We start from the raw sequence: 17,142 nt of genomic DNA on the forward strand, positions 1-17,142 counted from the left end.
ACGGCATCCGGGTGACGTGACAAACCCTCAGAAATCATCCACAAGACGGGTTCGGAAGGTCATCATTTTGGGCTCAGAAGCGCCCGGGAAAGAAGATCTTCAGCTCGCGCTCGGCGGACTCCTCGGAGTCGGAGGCGTGGATGAGGTTCTCGCGGACGATCACACCGAAGTCGCCGCGGATGGAGCCCGGGGTGGCGGCGAGGGGGTCGGTGGCGCCGGCGAGCGCGCGCAGGCCCTCGATGACCCGCTCGCCCTCGACGACGAGCGCGACGACCGGCCCGGACGCCATGAACTCCACCAGCGGCTCGTAGAACGGCTTGCCCTTGTGTTCGCCGTAGTGCTGCTCCAGCGTGTCCTGGTCCAGGGTGCGCATGTCCAGCGCGCTGATGGTCCAGCCGGCCTTGCGCTCGATACGGCCGATGATCTCGCCGATCAGCCCGCGACGAACGGCGTCGGGCTTGAGCAGGACGAGGGTGCGCGAGGTCACGAGAGGGCTCCTTTACCAAGGTTTTCGGTGCGTAGAGGTTACAGGGCACGCCTGGGTGAAGGTCACGCAGCGTCAGGTGCCCTCTGGCGCGGTGGCCGCTCCGGGCAGCGCCCCCGGACTCCCGCTCTCGGCCCGAAGGGACCCGTCCGCGAAATGCTCAAACGCCGGACGGGCTGTTCTGGCTGCCCTCGGCTGAGAAGCGGGCCTTCGCCTCGTCGATCTTCCGCCCGTAGTGGACCGACGCCCACCACAGGGCGGCGAAGACCGCACCCATGAAGAACATCGTCGGCACGAAGACCCCGGAGGCGATCAGCGCGATCTGCAGCGCCCAGCCCAGCTGGACCCCGCCGGGCCGGGTGATCATGCCGCACAGCAGGATGCTGAGCACCATCGCGACCCCGCTGACCGTCCACACGGTGCCCGTGGACAGGCCCGGGTCCTTCATGGCGACCAGCCCGGCGAAACCGATGACGAAGAACTCGCCGATCAGGGTCGAAGCACACAGCGTACGCACGGGACGTCAGCCCTTCCCCAGCAGCAGTCGGGCCTCGCCGACGGTGATGACGGAACCGGTGACGAGCACGCCGGCTCCCGCGTACTCCCCCTCCTCCTCGGCCAGTGTGATCGCGGCCTCCAGCGCGTCCGGCAGCCTCGGCTCGACCTGGACGCGCTCCTCGCCGAAGACCTCCACGGCGATCGCGGCCAGCTCGTCCGCGTCCATCGCGCGGTGGCTGGAGTTCTGGGTGACCACGACCTCGGCGAAGATCGGCTCGAAGGCCTCGAGCAGCCCCCGTACGTTCTTGTCGCCGCTCGCCCCCACGACCCCGATCAGCCGGCTGAAGTCGAACGCCTCGCTCACCGCCTCCGCGGTGGCCCGGGCGCCCGCCGGGTTGTGGGCGGCGTCCAGGACGATCGTCGGGGAGCGCCGTACGACCTCCAGACGGCCTGGGGACGACACCGACGCGAAGGCCTTGCGGACCGTGTCGATGTCCAGCGGCTCGGGGCGCTGGGAGCCGACGCCGAAGAACGCCTCGACCGCGGCGAGCGCCACGGCGGCGTTGTGGGCCTGGTAGGCGCCGTGCAGCGGCAGGTACACCTCGTCGTACTCCCCGCCGAGGCCGCGCAGTGTGAGGAGCTGCCCGCCGACCGCGACCTGCCGCGACACCACCCCGAACTCCAGCCCCTCGCGGGCCACGGTCGCGTCCACCTCCACGGCCTTCTTCAGCAGCACCTGGGCCGCGTCGACCGGCTGCTGGGCGAGGATGACGGTGGAGCCGGACTTGATGATCCCGCCCTTCTCACCCGCGATCTCACCGGGCGTGGAGCCGAGCCGGTCGGTGTGGTCCAGGTCGATGGGGGTGACGACGGCGACATCCCCGTCGATCACGTTGGTGGCGTCCCAGCTGCCGCCCATGCCGACCTCGACGACCGCGACGTCCACGGGTGCGTCCGCGAAGGCGGCGTACGCCATGCCGGTGAGCACCTCGAAGAAGGACAGCCGGTACTCCTGCGCGGCGTCGACCATCTCGATGTACGGCTTGATGTCCTGGTACGTCTCGACGAACCGCTCGGCGGCGATCGGAGCGCCGTCCAGGCTGATGCGCTCGGTGATCGACTGGACGTGGGGGCTCGTGTACCGGCCGGTGCGCAGCTCGAAGGCGCCGAGAAGGGCCTCGATCATGCGTGCGGTGGAGGTCTTGCCGTTGGTGCCCGTGATGTGGATGGAGGGGTACGAGCGCTGCGGCTCCCCCAGTACGTCCATCAGCGCGGAGATACGGCTGACGGACGGCTCCAGCTTGGTCTCGCCCCAGCGGGTCGCCAGCTCGGCCTCGACCTCGCGCAGCGCCTTGTCGACCTCGGGGTCCTCGGGCCGCGTGGGCACGTCGGCCTGCGGCGGGCCGCCCTGGGTGCGCAGGGTACGGCTGCCGGCCTCGATCACCGCGAGGTCGGGGTCGCGGCCGGTCTCGGCCTCGACGATCTGCTCGAAGGGATCGCTCTCGTTGGGGTCGCGCGGGGGCAGGTCACTCACGGGGCCAGTCTACGGAGGAGCAGTGACAACCGTGCGTCAAGGCCCCCGGAACCCTGAGGTTCCGGGGGCCTTGACCGGCCACGACCGTCCGCAGCTCCGTCGACCGGTTACGCCTGCGGCAACCGCTCCAGCTGGGCCTGGATCCGGGCGATGTCCTCCTCCGCCTTGGCGAGCCGCCCGCGGATCTTCTCCACCACGGGCTCCGGCGCCTTGGCCAGGAACGCCTCGTTCCCCAGCTTCGCCGTGGCCTGGGCCTTCTCCTTCTCCGCGGCGGCCAGATCCTTCGCGAGCCGCTTCCGCTCCGCCGCCACGTCGATCGTGCCCGACAGGTCCAGCGCGACCGTGGCCCCCGCGACCGGCAGGGTCGCCGTGGCCGTGAAGCCCTCGCCCTCCGGCTGCAGGCGCAGCAGCTGGCGGATGGCGGGTTCGTGCGGGGCCAGCGCCGTCCCGTCGAGGGTCAGGCGGGCGGGGACCCGCTGGCCCGGCTGCAGGCCCTGGTCGGCGCGGAAGCGGCGGACCTCGGTGATCACCGACTGGAGGGTCTCGATCTCCTTCTCGGCCGCGGTGTCCCGGAAGCCACTGTCCTCGGGCCAGTCCGCGATGACGACCGACTCACCGCCCGTGAGGGTGGTCCACAGCGTCTCGGTGACGAACGGCACGATCGGGTGCAGCAGCTTCAGCGTGACGTCGAGGACCTCGCCGAGGACGCGCTTGCTGACCTCGGCCGCCTCGCCGCCCGCCTGGAACGTGGTCTTGGACAGCTCCACGTACCAGTCGAAGACCTCGTCCCACGCGAAGTGGAAGAGGGCGTCGCTGACCTTGGCGAACTGGTAGTCGTCGTAGAAGGCGTCGACTTCGACGACGACCGAGTTCAGCCGGGACAGGATCCAGCGGTCGGTGGCCGACATCTTCTCGGGCGAGGGCAGCGGGCCCTCGACCGTCGCGCCGTTCATCAGCGCGAAGCGGGTCGCGTTCCAGATCTTGTTGCAGAAGTTGCGCGAGCCCTGGACCCAGTCCTCGCCGATCGGCACGTCCGCGCCGGGGTTGGCGCCACGGGCGAGGGTGAAGCGGACCGCGTCCGAGCCGTACCGGTCCATCCACACCAGCGGGTCGACCGCGTTCGGGTTGGACTTCGACATCTTCTTGCCGAACTCGTCGCGGACCAGGCCGGTCAACGCGATGGTGTGGAACGGGATCTCGCCGTCCATCGCGTAAAGGCCGAACATCATCATCCGGGCGACCCAGAAGAAGATGATGTCGTGCCCGGTGAGCAGCACGTCGGTCGGGTAGAACTTCGCCAGGTCGGCGGTCTCCTCCGGCCAGCCGAGCGTGGAGAACGGCCACAGGCCGGAGGAGAACCACGTGTCCAGGACGTCCGAGTCCTGCGTCCAGCCCTCGCCGGAGGGCGGCTGCTCGTCCGGACCGACGCAGACGGTCTCGCCGTCGGGGCCGTACCAGATGGGGATGCGGTGGCCCCACCAGAGCTGGCGCGAGATGCACCAGTCGTGCATGTTGTCGACCCAGTCGAAGTACCGCTTCGACATCTCGGCCGGGTGGATCGTCACCCGGCCGTCGCGGACCGCGTCACCCGCGGCCTTGGCCAACGGGGCGACCTTGACCCACCACTGCATCGACAGCCGGGGCTCGATGATGGTGTGGCAGCGCGAGCAGTGGCCGACGGAGTGGACGTACGGACGCTTCTCGGCGACGATCCGGCCCTGCTCGCGCAGGGTGCCGACGACGGCGCTGCGCGCCTCCAGCCGGTCCAGGCCCTGGAACGGGCCGTGCGCGATGATCACGCCGTGGTCGTCCATGACCGTCAGCGACGGCAGGCCGTGCCGCTGGCCGATCTCGAAGTCGTTCGGGTCGTGGGCCGGGGTGACCTTGACGGCGCCGGTGCCGAACTCGGGGTCGACGTGCTCGTCCGCGACGATCGGGATGCGGCGGCCGGTGAGCGGCAGCTCGATCTCGGTGCCGATCAGGTGCTTGTACCGCTCGTCGTCGGGGTGGACGGCGACGGCCGTGTCGCCGAGCATCGTCTCGGCGCGGGTGGTGGCCACGACGATCGCGTTCTCCCCGTCGCCGTAGCGGATGGAGACCAGCTCGCCGTCGCGCTCCTGGTACTCGACCTCGATGTCGGAGATCGCGGTCAGGCAGCGCGGGCACCAGTTGATGATCCGCTCGGCGCGGTAGATCAGCCCGTCGTCGTAGAGCCGCTTGAAGATCGTCTGGACGGCGCGCGAGAGGCCCTCGTCCATGGTGAAGCGCTCACGTGACCAGTCGACGCCGTCACCGAGGCGGCGCATCTGGCCGAGGATCTTGCCGCCGTACTCCTCCTTCCACTGCCACACGCGCTCGACGAACGCCTCACGTCCCAGGTCGTAGCGGGACTTGCCCTCACCGGCGAGCTGCTGCTCGACCTTGTTCTGGGTGGCGATGCCGGCGTGGTCCATGCCCGGCAGCCACAGCGTCTCGTAACCCTGCATCCGCTTGCGGCGGGTGAGGGCGTCCATGAGCGTGTGCTGGAAGGCGTGCCCCAGGTGCAGGCTGCCGGTGACGTTCGGCGGCGGGATGACGATGGTGTACGGAGGCTTCTCGCTCTTCGCGTCGGCCTCGAAGTAGCCCCGCTCTACCCAGCGCTCGTACAGCGGCCCCTCTACGTCGGCCGGCGCGTACTGGGTCGGCAGTTCGGTGTCGGGCGCTGGTGGCTGCTGCTGAGCGTTCTCGGTCACGGGGGTCAGTTTAGAGGTGTCACGGCCCCGTCCCGAAACGCGATTCTTTCGTAACGGCGAGCACCCCGCAGACCCCGCGTTCCCCGGTCTGCGCCAGGATGTCAGGGCCACACCAGCGTCTGGAGGGGAACCCAGAACATGAGCTACAACCAGCCGGGCCCGTACGGCGGGCAGCCCGAGCAGCCCGGACCGTACGGTCAGCCGGGGCAGGGGCAGCCGGGGCCGTACGGTCAGCCGGGCCCCTACGGCCAGCCGCCGCAGGCGCCCCCGCCCCAGCCCGGCTACGGCTACCCCCAGCAGCCCCCGCAGGCGCCCGACTACGGATATCCCCAGCGGAACCCGTACGCCCAGCAGCAGCCGCAGCCGCCCTACGGCCAGCAGCCTCCGTACGGCCAGCAGCCCTACGGCCAGCCGCAGCCGTACGGCGGCGTCCCGCAGCCGCCGGTCCCGGGGGGTGGCGGGAAGAAGACGGCGGTGATCATCGGCGCGGTGGCGGTGGCGGCGGCGATCGCGGTGGGGGCGTACTTCGTCGTCGGCGGTGGCGGGTCGTCCGGTCTCGCGGACGACGGTCCTCACAAGCTGACGACGCCGCAGAAGGTGCTCGGCGAGTACACCCGGGCGACCAAGGAGAGCGACACCCGCGACGCCAGTTCGAGCACCGCCAAGGACCTGGAGAAGAGCGGCGTCAAGAACGGCACCGCCGTCTACGGCGCCTACTCGACGGCCGACCTGAGCCACTACGACCCGAGCGATCCTTCGACCCTGCCCGACAAGTCCAAGCTGCTCACGGCCAAGGGCGTGACGCTCATCGGGGCCTACGGCAAGATCGCCGATCCCAAGGCGGCCCTGGACGCGTACTTCGCCCAGATCAAGAAGGACTTCCAGAAGAACTCCTCCGGCAGCAGTGCCGCGGGCAAGAGCGAACTGGTCGGCGAGCCCGAGTCGGTCGACATGGACGGCGCGGTCATGAAGTGCCAGGCGGCCAAGGGGACCAACCAGCTCACCAAGCAGCAGCAGACCGACTGGTTCTGCGCCTGGGCCGACTACAGCACGATGGCCATGGTCTCCCCCGGCAACAACGCGGCCGACGTGTCGAAGGACACCGCGGCCGACATCACCCGCAAGCTCCGCAACGACGTGCGCGTCAAGGCCTGACGCCGCCGTACGCCGCAACGATGAAGGGGCCCCGGTCGGTTGACCGGGGCCCCTTCACCGTGTGTACGGCTGTGGCGGCTACGCCGTCTTCTGCTCGCCCGGGCCGCGCCCGCGCGCGTCCCGCGGGATCAGGGTCGGGTTGACGTTGCGGAGCACCACGTCGGCCGTGATGACGACGCGGGCCACGTCCTTGCGGGACGGGACCTCGTACATCACCGCCTGGAGGACCTCCTCCATGATGGCGCGCAGACCGCGGGCTCCCGTCTGGCGCAGGATCGCCTGGTCGGCGATCGCTTCGAGGGCCTCGCGCTCGAAGTCCAGCTCGACACCGTCGAGTTCGAAGAGCCGTTGGTACTGCTTCACCAGGGCGTTACGCGGCTCGACCAGGATCTGCAGCAGCGCCTTGCGGTCCAGGTTGTGGACCGAGGTGATGACCGGGAGGCGCCCGATGAACTCCGGGATCATCCCGAACTTCACCAGGTCCTCCGGCATGACGTCCTCGAACTGGTCCTTGGCCTCGAGTTCGCGCTTCGAGCGGATGGTGGCGCCGAAGCCGATGCCCTTCGCGCCGGCCCGCGCCTCGATGATCTTCTCCAGGCCCGCGAACGCGCCGCCCACGATGAACAGCACGTTCGTCGTGTCGATCTGGATGAACTCCTGGTGCGGGTGCTTGCGGCCTCCCTGCGGCGGGACCGAGGCCGTCGTGCCCTCGAGGATCTTCAGCAGGGCCTGCTGGACGCCCTCGCCGCTGACGTCCCGGGTGATCGACGGGTTCTCGCTCTTGCGGGCCACCTTGTCGATCTCGTCGATGTAGATGATGCCCGTCTCGGCCTTCTTGACGTCGTAGTCGGCCGCCTGGATGAGCTTCAGCAGGATGTTCTCCACGTCCTCGCCGACATACCCCGCCTCCGTCAGCGCCGTCGCGTCGGCGATCGCGAACGGGACGTTCAGCATGCGGGCCAGGGTCTGGGCGAGCAGCGTCTTGCCGGAGCCCGTGGGGCCCAGCAGCAGGATGTTCGACTTGGCCAACTCGATGGCGTCGTCGCGGCCTTGGGCGCCGCCGTTCTCACCGGCCTGGACCCGCTTGTAGTGGTTGTACACCGCGACGGATAGAGCCTTCTTGGCCGCCTCCTGGCCGACCACGTACCCCTCGAGGAACTCGTAGATCTCGCGGGGCTTGGGAAGCTCCTCCCAGCGCACCTCGCTCGTCTCGGCGAGCTCCTCCTCGATGATCTCGTTGCAGAGATCGATGCACTCGTCGCAGATGTACACACCGGGGCCTGCGATGAGCTTCTTGACCTGCTTCTGGCTCTTGCCGCAGAACGAGCACTTGAGCAGATCGCCGCCGTCACCGATGCGTGCCACGGTGTGCTTCCCCTTCGCCTGGGAGACGCCTTACGTCCAGCGGCTCCTGGTGCTGCCTTATGTCGACGGTACCTTGCCGGGCCCCCCGTTCGGGCCCCCCTTGGCGCGGTTCGCTTCGACGTGAGCCGGGGCAAACCGTGCCAAGGGGCGGCAGACGATACAGATCCGGTGACGAATCGCGTGGATTCGCGTCAGCGGACCGCGGTGTTGTTCATCTTCCGGGTCGAGATGATCTGGTCGATCAGGCCGTACTGCAACGCGTCCTCGGCCGTGAGGATCTTGTCGCGCTCGATGTCCTCGCGGATCTTCTCGATCGGCTGGGTGGAGTGCTTGGCCAGCATCTCCTCCAGCTGGGTCCGCATCCGGAGGATCTCGTTGGCGGCGATCTCCAGGTCGGAGACCTGGCCGCGGCCGGTCTCGCTGTAGGGCTGGTGGATCAGCACACGGGCGTTCGGCAGCGCCATGCGCTTGCCCGGGGTGCCCGCGGCCAGCAGCACGGCGGCGGCCGAGGCGGCCTGGCCCATGCAGACCGTCTGGATGTCCGGCTTCACGAACTGCATCGTGTCGTAGATGGCCGTGAGCGCGGTGAAGGAGCCGCCGGGGCTGTTGATGTAGACCGAGATGTCACGGTCGGGGTCCATCGACTCCAGGCACAGCAGCTGCGCCATGACGTCGTTGGCGGAGGCGTCGTCGATCTGGACGCCGAGGAAGATCACGCGCTCCTCGAAGAGCTTCGCGTACGGGTCGTACTCGCGGATGCCCTGCGAGGTGCGCTCGACGAAGCGCGGGATGACGTAGCGGGACTCGGCCGCGGGGCCGGTGTACTCGGCGCGCATACGGTCGTAGATGCCGCTGCCGGGGAAGTCGTTCACGGTGTCTCCTGAAGGGGGCTGGGGCGGTGGCTGGGGGCTGGAGGGGCGCTGGGGGCTGTTCGGGTCCTTGTGGGTCCTGTACGGCCGCTGCGGCTGCTGCCGGGCCCCGGGACCGTTGCCGGGGTCCTTGGGCGCCGGCCGGGCCCCTGGAGGGCCCGGTGGCCGTGCAGTGGGCCGGGAGCCCCCCAGGTGCCCGGGCGGCCGGCGGGGTCCGGCTGCCCGGTCCGGGGACCGGCCGGCTGCCCGGCTGCGCAGGCCTTGGGACCTCGCCGGCGGCTCACGGTCCGCCTGCGCGGCCGTCGGGCCTGGAGCGGACCCGGTGAGCCCTTACGAGCCTGCCCCGGTGCCTCCGCCGCCCGGCATGCCGGCAGCGGTGGTGATGACCTCGTCGATCAGGCCGTACTCCTTGGCCTCCTGGGCGTCGAACCAGCGGTCGCGATCCGAGTCCCGGGTGATCTGCTCGACCGACTGGCCGGTGTGGAAGGCGGTCAGCTCGGCCATGCGCTTCTTGGTGTGCAGCAGCCGCTCGGCGTGGATCTTGATGTCCGACGCGGAGCCGGCGAGACCGGCCGAGGGCTGGTGGATCAGGATCTCGGCGTTGGGCAGGGCGAAGCGCTTGCCCGGGGTGCCCGCGCTGAGCAGGAACTGCCCCATGGAGGCCGCCATGCCCATGGCGATCGTCACGACGTCGTTCTTGATGTACTGCATGGTGTCGTAGATCGCCATGCCGGCCGTGATCGAGCCGCCAGGGCTGTTGATGTACAGGTAAATGTCCTTGTCCGGGTCGGAGGCAAGGAGCAGCAGCTGTGCGGTGATCTTGTTGGCGATGTCGTCGTCCACCGGCTGGCCGAGGAAGATGATCCGCTCGTTGAGCAGCCGGTTGTAGACCTGGTCGCCGAGGCCGCCACCGATGGAAGGCTCGCCGGCGGCGGAGGGCATCAGATTCGTCACGTATCCACCTGCTCGTCTTACGACGGCACGGGGCCGTCTCACGTGTCCTGCTGGGGCGTGGGACCCCGTCCGACCCCCTGCGGGGCGGCTTCGGGGACTCCCCTGCCCTCGTATTCATGGACCCTAACGCGCGGGTCCCTTCGGGGAATCCCGCATAGGGGACTGTTCGCTGTGAGCGCATGCGCTCCGCTGCGGGGGGCCGAGGGTGGTGCTGGCCCGTGGTGGTGCGGGCCCGGCGCCGTGGTTGCCGTCGCGGGGCTCCGCCCCGGGCCCCGGGTCCATTGTCGCCGTGGAGGCTGTTGTCGTCGCGTCGGTGTGGGCTTGTGGTGGGTTGCTCGCGCCGTTCCCCGCACCCCTTTCGGGCGCACCCCGCGCCGGGGCCGACCGGTTCCCGGCGGTTGCCAGGCGCTTGCCGGCCCTGCGCATACAGCGACGGGCCCCGGAGCGCGCTGTGCGCCCGGGGCCCGTGCTGCCGTAGCGAGGGAGGTTACGCCTCCGGCTTGTCCTCGCCGGCCTCGGTGGCCTCCGTGGAGGTGGTCTCCGCGGCCTCGGCGGAGGCGTCCGCCTCCTCCGACTCCTCCTCGTCGTCCAGGTCGACGATCTCGCCGTTGGTGTCCTTGACCGTCGCGGCCTCGACGACCAGCGCCAGGGCCTTGCCGCGGGCCACCTCGCCGACCAGCATCGGGACCTGGCCACCCTCGACGACCGCCTGGGCGAACTGGTCGGGGGACATGCCGGAGGAGGCCGCGCGCCGCATGAGGTGCTCGGTGAGCTCCTCCTGGTTGACGTTGAGCTTCTCCTTGTTGACCAGCTCGTCGAGGACGAACTGGGTCTTGATGCCCTTGATCGCGGCCTCGCGCGTCTCGGTCTCGAACTCCTCGGCGGTCTTGCCCTGGATCTCCAGGTACCGGTCGAGGGTCAGGCCCATCTGGGCGAGCTGGTGGTGCTCGAGGTTGTGCTTACGGGTGTTGATCTCGTCCTCGAGGAGCTTCTCGGGGACCGGGACCTCGACCAGCTCGAGCAGCTTGTCCAGGACGCGCTCCTGGGCCTGCGTGGCCTGGTCGTACTGCTTCATGTTCTCGAGGCGCTTGCGGCTGTCCGCCTTCAGCTCCTCCAGCGTGTCGAACTCGGACGCGAGCTGCGCGAACTCGTCGTCGAGCTCCGGCAGTTCCCGGGCCGCGACCTGGGTGACCTTGACCGTCACCTCGGCCTCCTTGCCGGCCGCCGAGCCGCCCTTCAGCTCGGAGGTGAAGGTGGCCTCCTCGCCGGCCGACAGGCCCTTCACGGCGTCGTCGATACCGTCCAGCAGCTCACCGGAGCCGATCGTGTAGGAGACGTCCTTGGCGACGCCGTCCTCGAGGACCTCACCGTCGACCTTGGCCTCCAGGTCGATCGTGACGACGTCGCCGTCCTCGGCGGCGCGCTCGACCGGGGAGGTGGACGCGAAGCGGTCGCGCAGCTGCTGGACCGACTTCTCGACGTCCTCGTCGGTGACCTCCACGGCGTCGACCTCGACCTCGATGCCGGAGAAGTCCGGGATCTCGATGGTCGGGCGGACGTCGACCTCGGCGGTGAAGGACAGCAGCTCGTTGTCCTTCAGCTCCGTGATGTCGACCTCGGGCTGGCCCAGCGGGTTCAGCTCGGCCTCGTTGACCGCCTCGGTGTAGAGCTTGGGCAGCGCGTCGTTGACGGCCTCCTCCAGCACGGCGCCACGGCCGAACCGCTGGTCGATCACCCGGGCCGGGATCTTGCCCTTGCGGAAGCCCTTCACCGTGACCTGCTGGTTGATCTTCTTGTACGCCGCGTCGAGGCTGTCCTTGAGCTCCTCGAAGGGCACCTCAACAGTGAGCCGAACCCGGGTCGGGTTCAGGGTCTCCACGGCGCTCTTCACGGTTCGGTCTCCTTGTGGCTGACTTCTTGGGGTTCTGCCGAGCCTGCGCCACCCGGAGGGGCGGGCATGCCTTCGGCGGATTCGCGGGCCCCTGCCTGAGAGACATGGCAGTGCAGACACACGGGCGCGCAGCTTGCATAGTAACCGCAGGCACTGAGCGCGCCCAAAGGCGATCACGCGGGTCGGCGCCGGGCCGTGCCGGGCCGGTGGTCGGGGTGGCGGGATTTGAACCCACGGCCTTCCGCTCCCAAAGCGGACGCGCTACCAAGCTGCGCCACACCCCGTCTGGTGCGACACGTAGGGTACATGCCCGGACCGGGCCGAGTCGGCCGGTTTGTTCGCGGGCGTGTGTGAGCACCGACGCGTTGGCCTACGAGGCGGGCGACCCGCTACGATGCCTTCTGTGCCGCGGTCGGTGACCTGCGGCGCATCGTGTTGCGGGCGTAGCTCAATGGTAGAGCCCTAGTCTTCCAAACTAGCTACGCGGGTTCGATTCCCGTCGCCCGCTCTGAACGGCTCAGGGCCAGGCCGGAGGATCACTCCTCCGGCCTGGCCCTGATCGTTTCCGGGGTCCGTTCGCGTCCGGCGTGTCCCGCGCGTGCCCCTTCGGCTTGCGAGCTTTTTCACCGACGCCGCTAGAACCGCCGGGCGAAGCGTGTGTAGGCGCGTGCCTGGCCGCCCACGCTGCCCGCGCCCCTGGTGGCCGCCGCTTCCATGAGCCGCGCTTGCGGACTCGCAACCGTCCGCCTCCGGTCCCGGCGTATCAGCATGATCGTTACGGCAGCCACGACGGACCCGACCGCCAACGCGGTCTGCACCAGGTAGAGCATCGTCCCCCTCCTTGTCGAAGATCGCGCCGCGCGATCCGGCGTCCCGGCACTGATCACCAGGACTGCGGGGAGCGTACCCATCGGCCATCGGCGGCCGAACGGGGAAGGGCGCCAACAAGTCGCAAAGAGCTGGAGGCAGCCGTCTGTGCCCCCAGGTGCCCGTGCGGCGAGGTACCGCGACGGCGGGCGGCCGCCCGCCGTGACGATGTCCCCTCGGCGCGCAAGCGCGTCAAGGCGCGCCGTGCCCAGGTCGCCGGCCGATCGGCGATCGGTGGCCCGCCGCCGGCGCGGCAGTCGCCGAAGTCGCCCGGACCGGACCGGCCCGACTCCGCACAGAGCCGAGCCGGCCGATGCCGGGCGTGGTCCCGTCCGCTCAGAAGCGGATCGAGTTGATCGTGTCCGCTATCGAGTTCAGGAAGCGGTTGATGGACGGAGCCATGCCGGTCGAGGCCAGGAAGAACCCGAAGAGGATCGCCACGATCGCCGGTCCGGCCTTGATCGAGCCCCCTCTGACCATCACCACCAGGATGATCGCCAACAGCAGCACCACTGACAGCGAAATCGCCACAACTGATCACACCCTCGGTCGGTCCGCTCTCCCGGCCCGGGGCGCCGTCCCCTGCACACCCCGCCAGAACCATCGTGCCACCAACCGGCCCGCCCTATGCGGCCGCTGGCGCATCGTCGACCACCTTGGCGGCAACTCGTCACAGCCAGGAGCGGTACGCCGTGGTCAACCCGGTGGCGACGCAGCCGAATTGCGCGGTGTCCGTCACAGCGGATCGACAGTGATCGTTTTCACGTCCACAGCTCGCCCTGTCGTGGGCGTCGCTGAGGAACCGTCAATCGTCGGCGGTGAGCCCGAGGTACTGGCGCATGGCGGCGTACTTGCGGGTGAGCCGCTCCGCGGTGGCTGCGTCGAGGACGGCGAGCCGCTGCGGATCCGCGTTGTGGGCGAGGTCGGCGGCCTTCACCAGACGGGCGCCGGGGGTGGCGAGAATACGCCGCGCGTACGCCTGCGGGTCCTCGCCGGGCCGCTTGGTGACAGCCCGGACGACGGCCTTCGTCGTGGGGGACAAGGGGGCGGTGTCGAGCCACTCCTCGCTGAGGACGCCGTCCTCCACGGAGTCGTGCAACCATGCGGCGGCGACGAGCTCTTCTCCCCCGCCGCGGGCGCGCACACCCTCGGCAACGGCCGCGAGGTGCTCGGCGTAGGGCCGTCCGGCCTTGTCCTTCTGCGCCGAGTGCGCGGCGCGGGCGACGGCCTCGACCTCGGCCGGTGTCATGAGCGACATACAGGCTCCCCCTGACTCTGCTTCCGCAACGTGTGACACGACCGAGCGGGAGTCCCCCGCCGGCCACCGCGGACGCGACCCGGACGCGCCTCCTCAGCGCACCGCCGGCGCCGTCACCGCCTCCCGGCAGATCAGCAGCAGCGCCCGGTCGTCGTTCACGTCTTTCGCGACCGCCTCGATGAGGTGCCAGGCCGCGCCGCGGAAGCCGCCCGCGACATAGCGGTCGGCCTCGCCCATGAGGCGGTCCATGCCTTCCACGATGTCGCGGTCGGACGTCTCCACCAGGCCGTCCGTGAACAGCATCAGCACGTCGCCGGGGCGCAGCGTGCCCTTCACGGAGTCGAACTGGGCGCCGTCGTAGACGCCGAGGAGCGGCCCCTCGGCCGCCTTCTCCTCCCAGCGGCCGCTGCCCGCGCTGAGCTGCAGGCCGGGCGGGTGTCCGGCGGAATAGAGCTCGTAGTCGCCGGACTCCAGGTCCAGGACGAGGTGGATGGAGGTCGCGAAGCCCTCGTCCCAGTCCTGGCGGAGCAGGTAGCCGTTCGCCGCGGGCAGGAACGCGTGCGGTGGGAGCGATCCCAGCAGTCCGCCGAACGCCCCGGACAGCAACAGGGCGCGCGAACCGGCGTCCATGCCCTTGCCGGAGACGTCGGTGAGGACGACCTCGAGTGTGCGGCCGCCGTTGGTGCGGGCCGCCACCACGAAGTCGCCGGAGAAGGACTGTCCGCCGGCAGGTCTGAGCGCCATCTCGCGGTGCCAGCCCAGCGGCAGTTTCGGCAGCTTGCTCTGGACCCGGATGCGTTCGCGCAGGTCGAAGAGCATGGTCCCGCCACGCCGCCACGGCACCCCGACCCGGCTGCGGAACTGCGCGATCAGCAGGCCGAAGAAGCCGCAGGCCGCGACCACGAGCACGATGCCCGGAGTGACCCGGGACGGCCCCTCGGTGTAGGGGCCGAGTCTGACGGACTCGACGATCAGCGCGGTCGCGGCGGCGGCGTACAGGCCGAGCAGACTGGACGGGCGCAGCAGCAGGCCGCCGGCGACGATGGGGAGAACCAGGACGGCCGGTGAGCACCAGACGGGGTCGGCCAGGGTGACCGCCGCGATCAGCGGGATCGTCAGCAGCAGGCCGGCCAGTGCGACCCAGTCCGAGCCGTCCCCGCGGAAGTAGTCCACGGCGGATCGGCGCACGCCGGTGCGGGCCCGGTGCCACTGCTTCTTCAACCGGGCCGTGAACGTCTCGGCTTCCGCGCGCCGCTCTCGTCCTGCTGCCATTGTTCGGGACCCTATCCATCGGACCAGCCCCTTGGCACGGGAGGTCCCACTTGTCCCCCGTCCGAGCGCTGAACTTCACAGGAAGCGGCGCCCCGTAACGCGGGAGAAATTCCCTCGCTCGCCCCGCATTGCCCTGATAGGCATGGCACATGAAGACGGACGTGCGGGTGCTCCGGCAGGACGAGTGGGACACGTGGTACGACAACCTGGTCCGGGCCTTCGGCGGTGCGGACCAGGCGCCCGAAGAGCGCGCACTGGATCGTGAACTCACCGAATGCAATCGATCCCTGGGCGTATGGGACGGAACCACGTGTGTCGGCACTGCCGGCGCCTTCAGCTTCCGCCTCACCGTCCCCGGCGGCGCCTCGGTCCCCGCGGCGGGCGTCACCATGGTGAGCGTGGCGGCCACGCACCGCCGGCGCGGTGTGCTGACCTCGATGATGCGCCGGCAGCTGGGCGACGTCCGCTCCTGGGGGGAGCCGCTGGCGGTGCTGACCGCCTCCGAGCCCGCGATCTACGGCCGGTTCGGGTACGGCGCGGCGACCTTCCAGCTGGGCGCCGAGATCGACACGAGCCGCGTCGAGCTGTCCGTTCCGGCCGGCACGGATGACGTACGGCTGCGATACGCGGCCCCCGCCGACGTGCTCGATGCCTGCGAGGCTGTCTACGCACGGCTGGTGCCCGGCCGTCCCGGCATGCTGGAGCGGCGGCCCGGCTGGGAGCGGGCGGGGCTGCTGGACCCGGTGAGCGAGCGGGACGGGGCGTCCGCGCTGCAGTGCGTGGTCGCCGAGCGCGAGGGCGAGATCACGGGGTACGCCCGCTTCCGCACCAAGCTCGGCTGGGGGGTCGCCGGGCACGACGGGACGGTGACCCTGGTGAACCTGGCCGCGCTCGATCCGGCTACGGATGCGGCGCTGTGGCGGTTCCTGTTCGGCATAGACCTGACGACGACGCTGGTCGTGCGGTCGCGGCCGGTCGACGACGCCTGGCAGCATCTGGTGTCCGACATCCGGCGGTGCCGGCCACGGCTGAGGGATGCCCTCCATCTGCGTCTCGTCGAGGTCGGCTCGGCCCTGGAGGCCCGGACGTACCAGGCCCCCGTGGATGTGGTGTTCGAGGTCGAGGACGCCTTCTGCCCCTGGAACGAGGGGCGTTGGCGGCTGACGGGCGACGCGAAGGGGGCCTCGTGTGCGCGTACGACGGACGCGGCCGATCTCGCCCTATCCGTGCGGGAGTTGGGGGCCGCGTATCTGGGCGGGGTGTCGCTCACATCGCTGGCCGCGGCCGGGCGGGTACGGGAGCTGCGACGGGGGGCGCTGGCGGAGGCGTCCCTGGCGTTCGGCTCCGTGGTGGCGCCGTGGCTGCCGCACGGGTTCTGACGGGTTCCGGTGCACCGGCAGGCCCCGGGGCGCGAAAGGCGGCCTGCGCTTTGCGAAGGGCCCTACGACCGCTGGCAGCCGGGGCACCAGAACAGGTTGCGGGCGGCGAGAGAGGCGGTGCGGATCTCGCCGCCACAGAGGTGGCAGGGCAGGCCGGCCCTGCGGTACACGTACACCTCGCCGCCGTGGTCGTCGACGCGCGGCGGGCGGCCCATGGCCTCGGGGGTGTGTTCGGGCCGCACGGTGTCGATGCGGTTGGTGCGGACGCCCTCGCGCATCAGGGCGACGAGGTCGGCCCAGATCGCGTCCCACTCGGCGGGCGTGATGTCCCTGCCGGGCCGGTAGGGGTCGATGCCGTGCCGGAAGAGGACCTCTGCGCGGTAGACGTTGCCCACTCCCGCGATGACCTTCTGGTCCATGAGCAGGGCGGCGATGCTCGTCCGACTGCGTCGGACCCGCCGGTGGGCGGCCTCCGGGTCGGCGTCGGCGCGCAGCGGGTCGGGGCCGAGGCGGCCGTGGACCGCGGCCTTCTCCTCGCCGGTGACCAGCGCGCAGGTGGTGGGGCCGCGCAGGTCGACGTACGCGGTGGGGTTCGCCAGACGCAGGCGGACCGTGTCGGTGGGCGGGGGCGCGGGGCCGTCGCCGAAGGTGACCTTGCCGAACAGGCCGAGGTGGATGTGCACCCAGTCGGCGCCGCGGAAGCCGAGGAAGAGGTGCTTGCCGTGGGCGTCGGCGGTGTGGAGCTCGGCCCCGTCGAGGAGGGCGGCGGCGTCGGCGAACTTGCCCTGGGGGCTGGTGACGGCGACCGTGCCGCCGGCGAACCGCGCCGCGTAGTCCCGGGCCAGCCGGTGGATGGTGTGCCCCTCTGGCACGGCTTCCCTCAA

14 protein-coding genes and 2 tRNA genes are annotated in these 17,142 nt (G+C 70.3%); 3 read left to right on the plus strand and 13 right to left on the minus strand.

The window, feature by feature from the left end:
• Positions 1-73: 73 nt before the first annotated feature.
• The 4 genes from ndk to C3488_RS23645 form a co-directional block, all read right to left on the minus strand.
• On the minus strand, positions 74-487 hold the full coding sequence (gene ndk, locus C3488_RS23630) for a nucleoside-diphosphate kinase (protein WP_103842507.1): 414 nt from the start codon (positions 485-487) through the stop codon (positions 74-76).
• A 157-nt stretch (positions 488-644) separates the two neighbouring features.
• Positions 645-1,001, minus strand: a complete 357-nt coding sequence (locus C3488_RS23635) for a DUF4233 domain-containing protein (protein WP_103842509.1) — start codon at positions 999-1,001, stop codon at positions 645-647.
• 6 nt (positions 1,002-1,007) lie between these two features.
• Positions 1,008-2,516 (minus strand): folylpolyglutamate synthase/dihydrofolate synthase family protein, encoded by a 1,509-nt coding sequence (locus tag C3488_RS23640; RefSeq protein WP_103842511.1) that lies wholly within the window; start codon positions 2,514-2,516, stop codon positions 1,008-1,010.
• 107 nt (positions 2,517-2,623) lie between these two features.
• Positions 2,624-5,248 carry a valine--tRNA ligase gene (locus tag C3488_RS23645; RefSeq protein WP_103842513.1) on the minus strand — a complete coding sequence of 875 codons (2,625 nt, stop codon included), beginning with the start codon at positions 5,246-5,248 and terminating at the stop codon, positions 2,624-2,626.
• 138 nt (positions 5,249-5,386) lie between these two features.
• On the opposite strand from C3488_RS23645, the gene C3488_RS40190 reads away from it, so the two are divergent.
• Positions 5,387-6,403, plus strand: coding sequence for a hypothetical protein (locus C3488_RS40190; protein ID WP_146067913.1), 1,017 nt, complete (start codon positions 5,387-5,389; stop codon positions 6,401-6,403).
• A gap of 78 nt (positions 6,404-6,481) precedes the next feature.
• Here C3488_RS40190 and clpX read toward each other — a convergent pair whose 3' ends face one another.
• From clpX to C3488_RS23675, 5 genes are all read right to left on the minus strand, one after another.
• On the minus strand, positions 6,482-7,768 hold the full coding sequence (gene clpX / locus C3488_RS23655; protein ID WP_103842515.1) for an ATP-dependent Clp protease ATP-binding subunit ClpX: 1,287 nt from the start codon (positions 7,766-7,768) through the stop codon (positions 6,482-6,484).
• A 191-nt stretch (positions 7,769-7,959) separates the two neighbouring features.
• Complete coding sequence (locus C3488_RS23660; RefSeq protein ID WP_103842517.1) at positions 7,960-8,640, minus strand: ATP-dependent Clp protease proteolytic subunit; 681 nt, start codon at positions 8,638-8,640, stop codon at positions 7,960-7,962.
• A 327-nt stretch (positions 8,641-8,967) separates the two neighbouring features.
• Positions 8,968-9,579, minus strand: a complete 612-nt coding sequence (locus C3488_RS23665) for an ATP-dependent Clp protease proteolytic subunit (RefSeq protein ID WP_181139167.1) — start codon at positions 9,577-9,579, stop codon at positions 8,968-8,970.
• Between the two features lie 499 nt (positions 9,580-10,078).
• Positions 10,079-11,482 carry a trigger factor gene (gene tig, locus C3488_RS23670; RefSeq protein ID WP_103842521.1) on the minus strand — a complete coding sequence of 468 codons (1,404 nt, stop codon included), beginning with the start codon at positions 11,480-11,482 and terminating at the stop codon, positions 10,079-10,081.
• A gap of 207 nt (positions 11,483-11,689) precedes the next feature.
• Positions 11,690-11,766: transfer RNA gene (locus C3488_RS23675), tRNA-Pro, on the minus strand.
• 153 nt (positions 11,767-11,919) lie between these two features.
• On the opposite strand from C3488_RS23675, the gene C3488_RS23680 reads away from it, so the two are divergent.
• Positions 11,920-11,990, plus strand: a tRNA-Gly gene (locus C3488_RS23680).
• A 695-nt stretch (positions 11,991-12,685) separates the two neighbouring features.
• Here the strand turns inward: C3488_RS23680 and C3488_RS23690 are convergent.
• From C3488_RS23690 to C3488_RS23700, 3 genes are all read right to left on the minus strand, one after another.
• Complete coding sequence (locus C3488_RS23690) at positions 12,686-12,880, minus strand: hypothetical protein (protein ID WP_103842525.1); 195 nt, start codon at positions 12,878-12,880, stop codon at positions 12,686-12,688.
• A gap of 274 nt (positions 12,881-13,154) precedes the next feature.
• Complete coding sequence (locus C3488_RS23695) at positions 13,155-13,607, minus strand: HD domain-containing protein (RefSeq protein ID WP_103842527.1); 453 nt, start codon at positions 13,605-13,607, stop codon at positions 13,155-13,157.
• A 93-nt stretch (positions 13,608-13,700) separates the two neighbouring features.
• Positions 13,701-14,879, minus strand: coding sequence for a PP2C family protein-serine/threonine phosphatase (locus C3488_RS23700; RefSeq protein WP_103842529.1), 1,179 nt, complete (start codon positions 14,877-14,879; stop codon positions 13,701-13,703).
• A gap of 149 nt (positions 14,880-15,028) precedes the next feature.
• On the opposite strand from C3488_RS23700, the gene C3488_RS23705 reads away from it, so the two are divergent.
• Positions 15,029-16,258, plus strand: a complete 1,230-nt coding sequence (locus C3488_RS23705) for a GNAT family N-acetyltransferase (protein WP_103842531.1) — start codon at positions 15,029-15,031, stop codon at positions 16,256-16,258.
• Positions 16,259-16,320: 62 nt separating this feature from the next.
• On the opposite strand, the gene C3488_RS23710 is transcribed toward C3488_RS23705, so the two are convergent.
• Entirely contained in the window at positions 16,321-17,130 is an 810-nt protein-coding gene (locus C3488_RS23710; protein ID WP_103842533.1) for an Fpg/Nei family DNA glycosylase, read from the minus strand.
• Between the last annotated feature and the right edge of the window lie 12 nt (positions 17,131-17,142).

The organism is Streptomyces sp. Ru72, from assembly GCF_002920635.1.
Classification (GTDB): Bacteria; Actinomycetota; Actinomycetes; order Streptomycetales; family Streptomycetaceae; genus Streptomyces.

What these genes read in the sequence shown, in the direction of transcription:
- C3488_RS23700 (WP_103842529.1), bottom strand. Translation starts at nt 14,879, where the DNA reads ATGGCAGCAGGACGAGAGCGGCGCGCGGAAGCCGAGACGTTCACGGCC.
- C3488_RS23695 (WP_103842527.1), bottom strand. Translation starts at nt 13,607, where the DNA reads ATGTCGCTCATGACACCGGCCGAGGTCGAGGCCGTCGCCCGCGCCGCG.
- C3488_RS23665 (WP_181139167.1), bottom strand. Translation starts at nt 9,579, where the DNA reads ATGCCCTCCGCCGCCGGCGAGCCTTCCATCGGTGGCGGCCTCGGCGAC.
- C3488_RS23705 (WP_103842531.1), top strand. Translation starts at nt 15,029, where the DNA reads ATGAAGACGGACGTGCGGGTGCTCCGGCAGGACGAGTGGGACACGTGG.
- C3488_RS40190 (WP_146067913.1), top strand. Translation starts at nt 5,387, where the DNA reads ATGAGCTACAACCAGCCGGGCCCGTACGGCGGGCAGCCCGAGCAGCCC.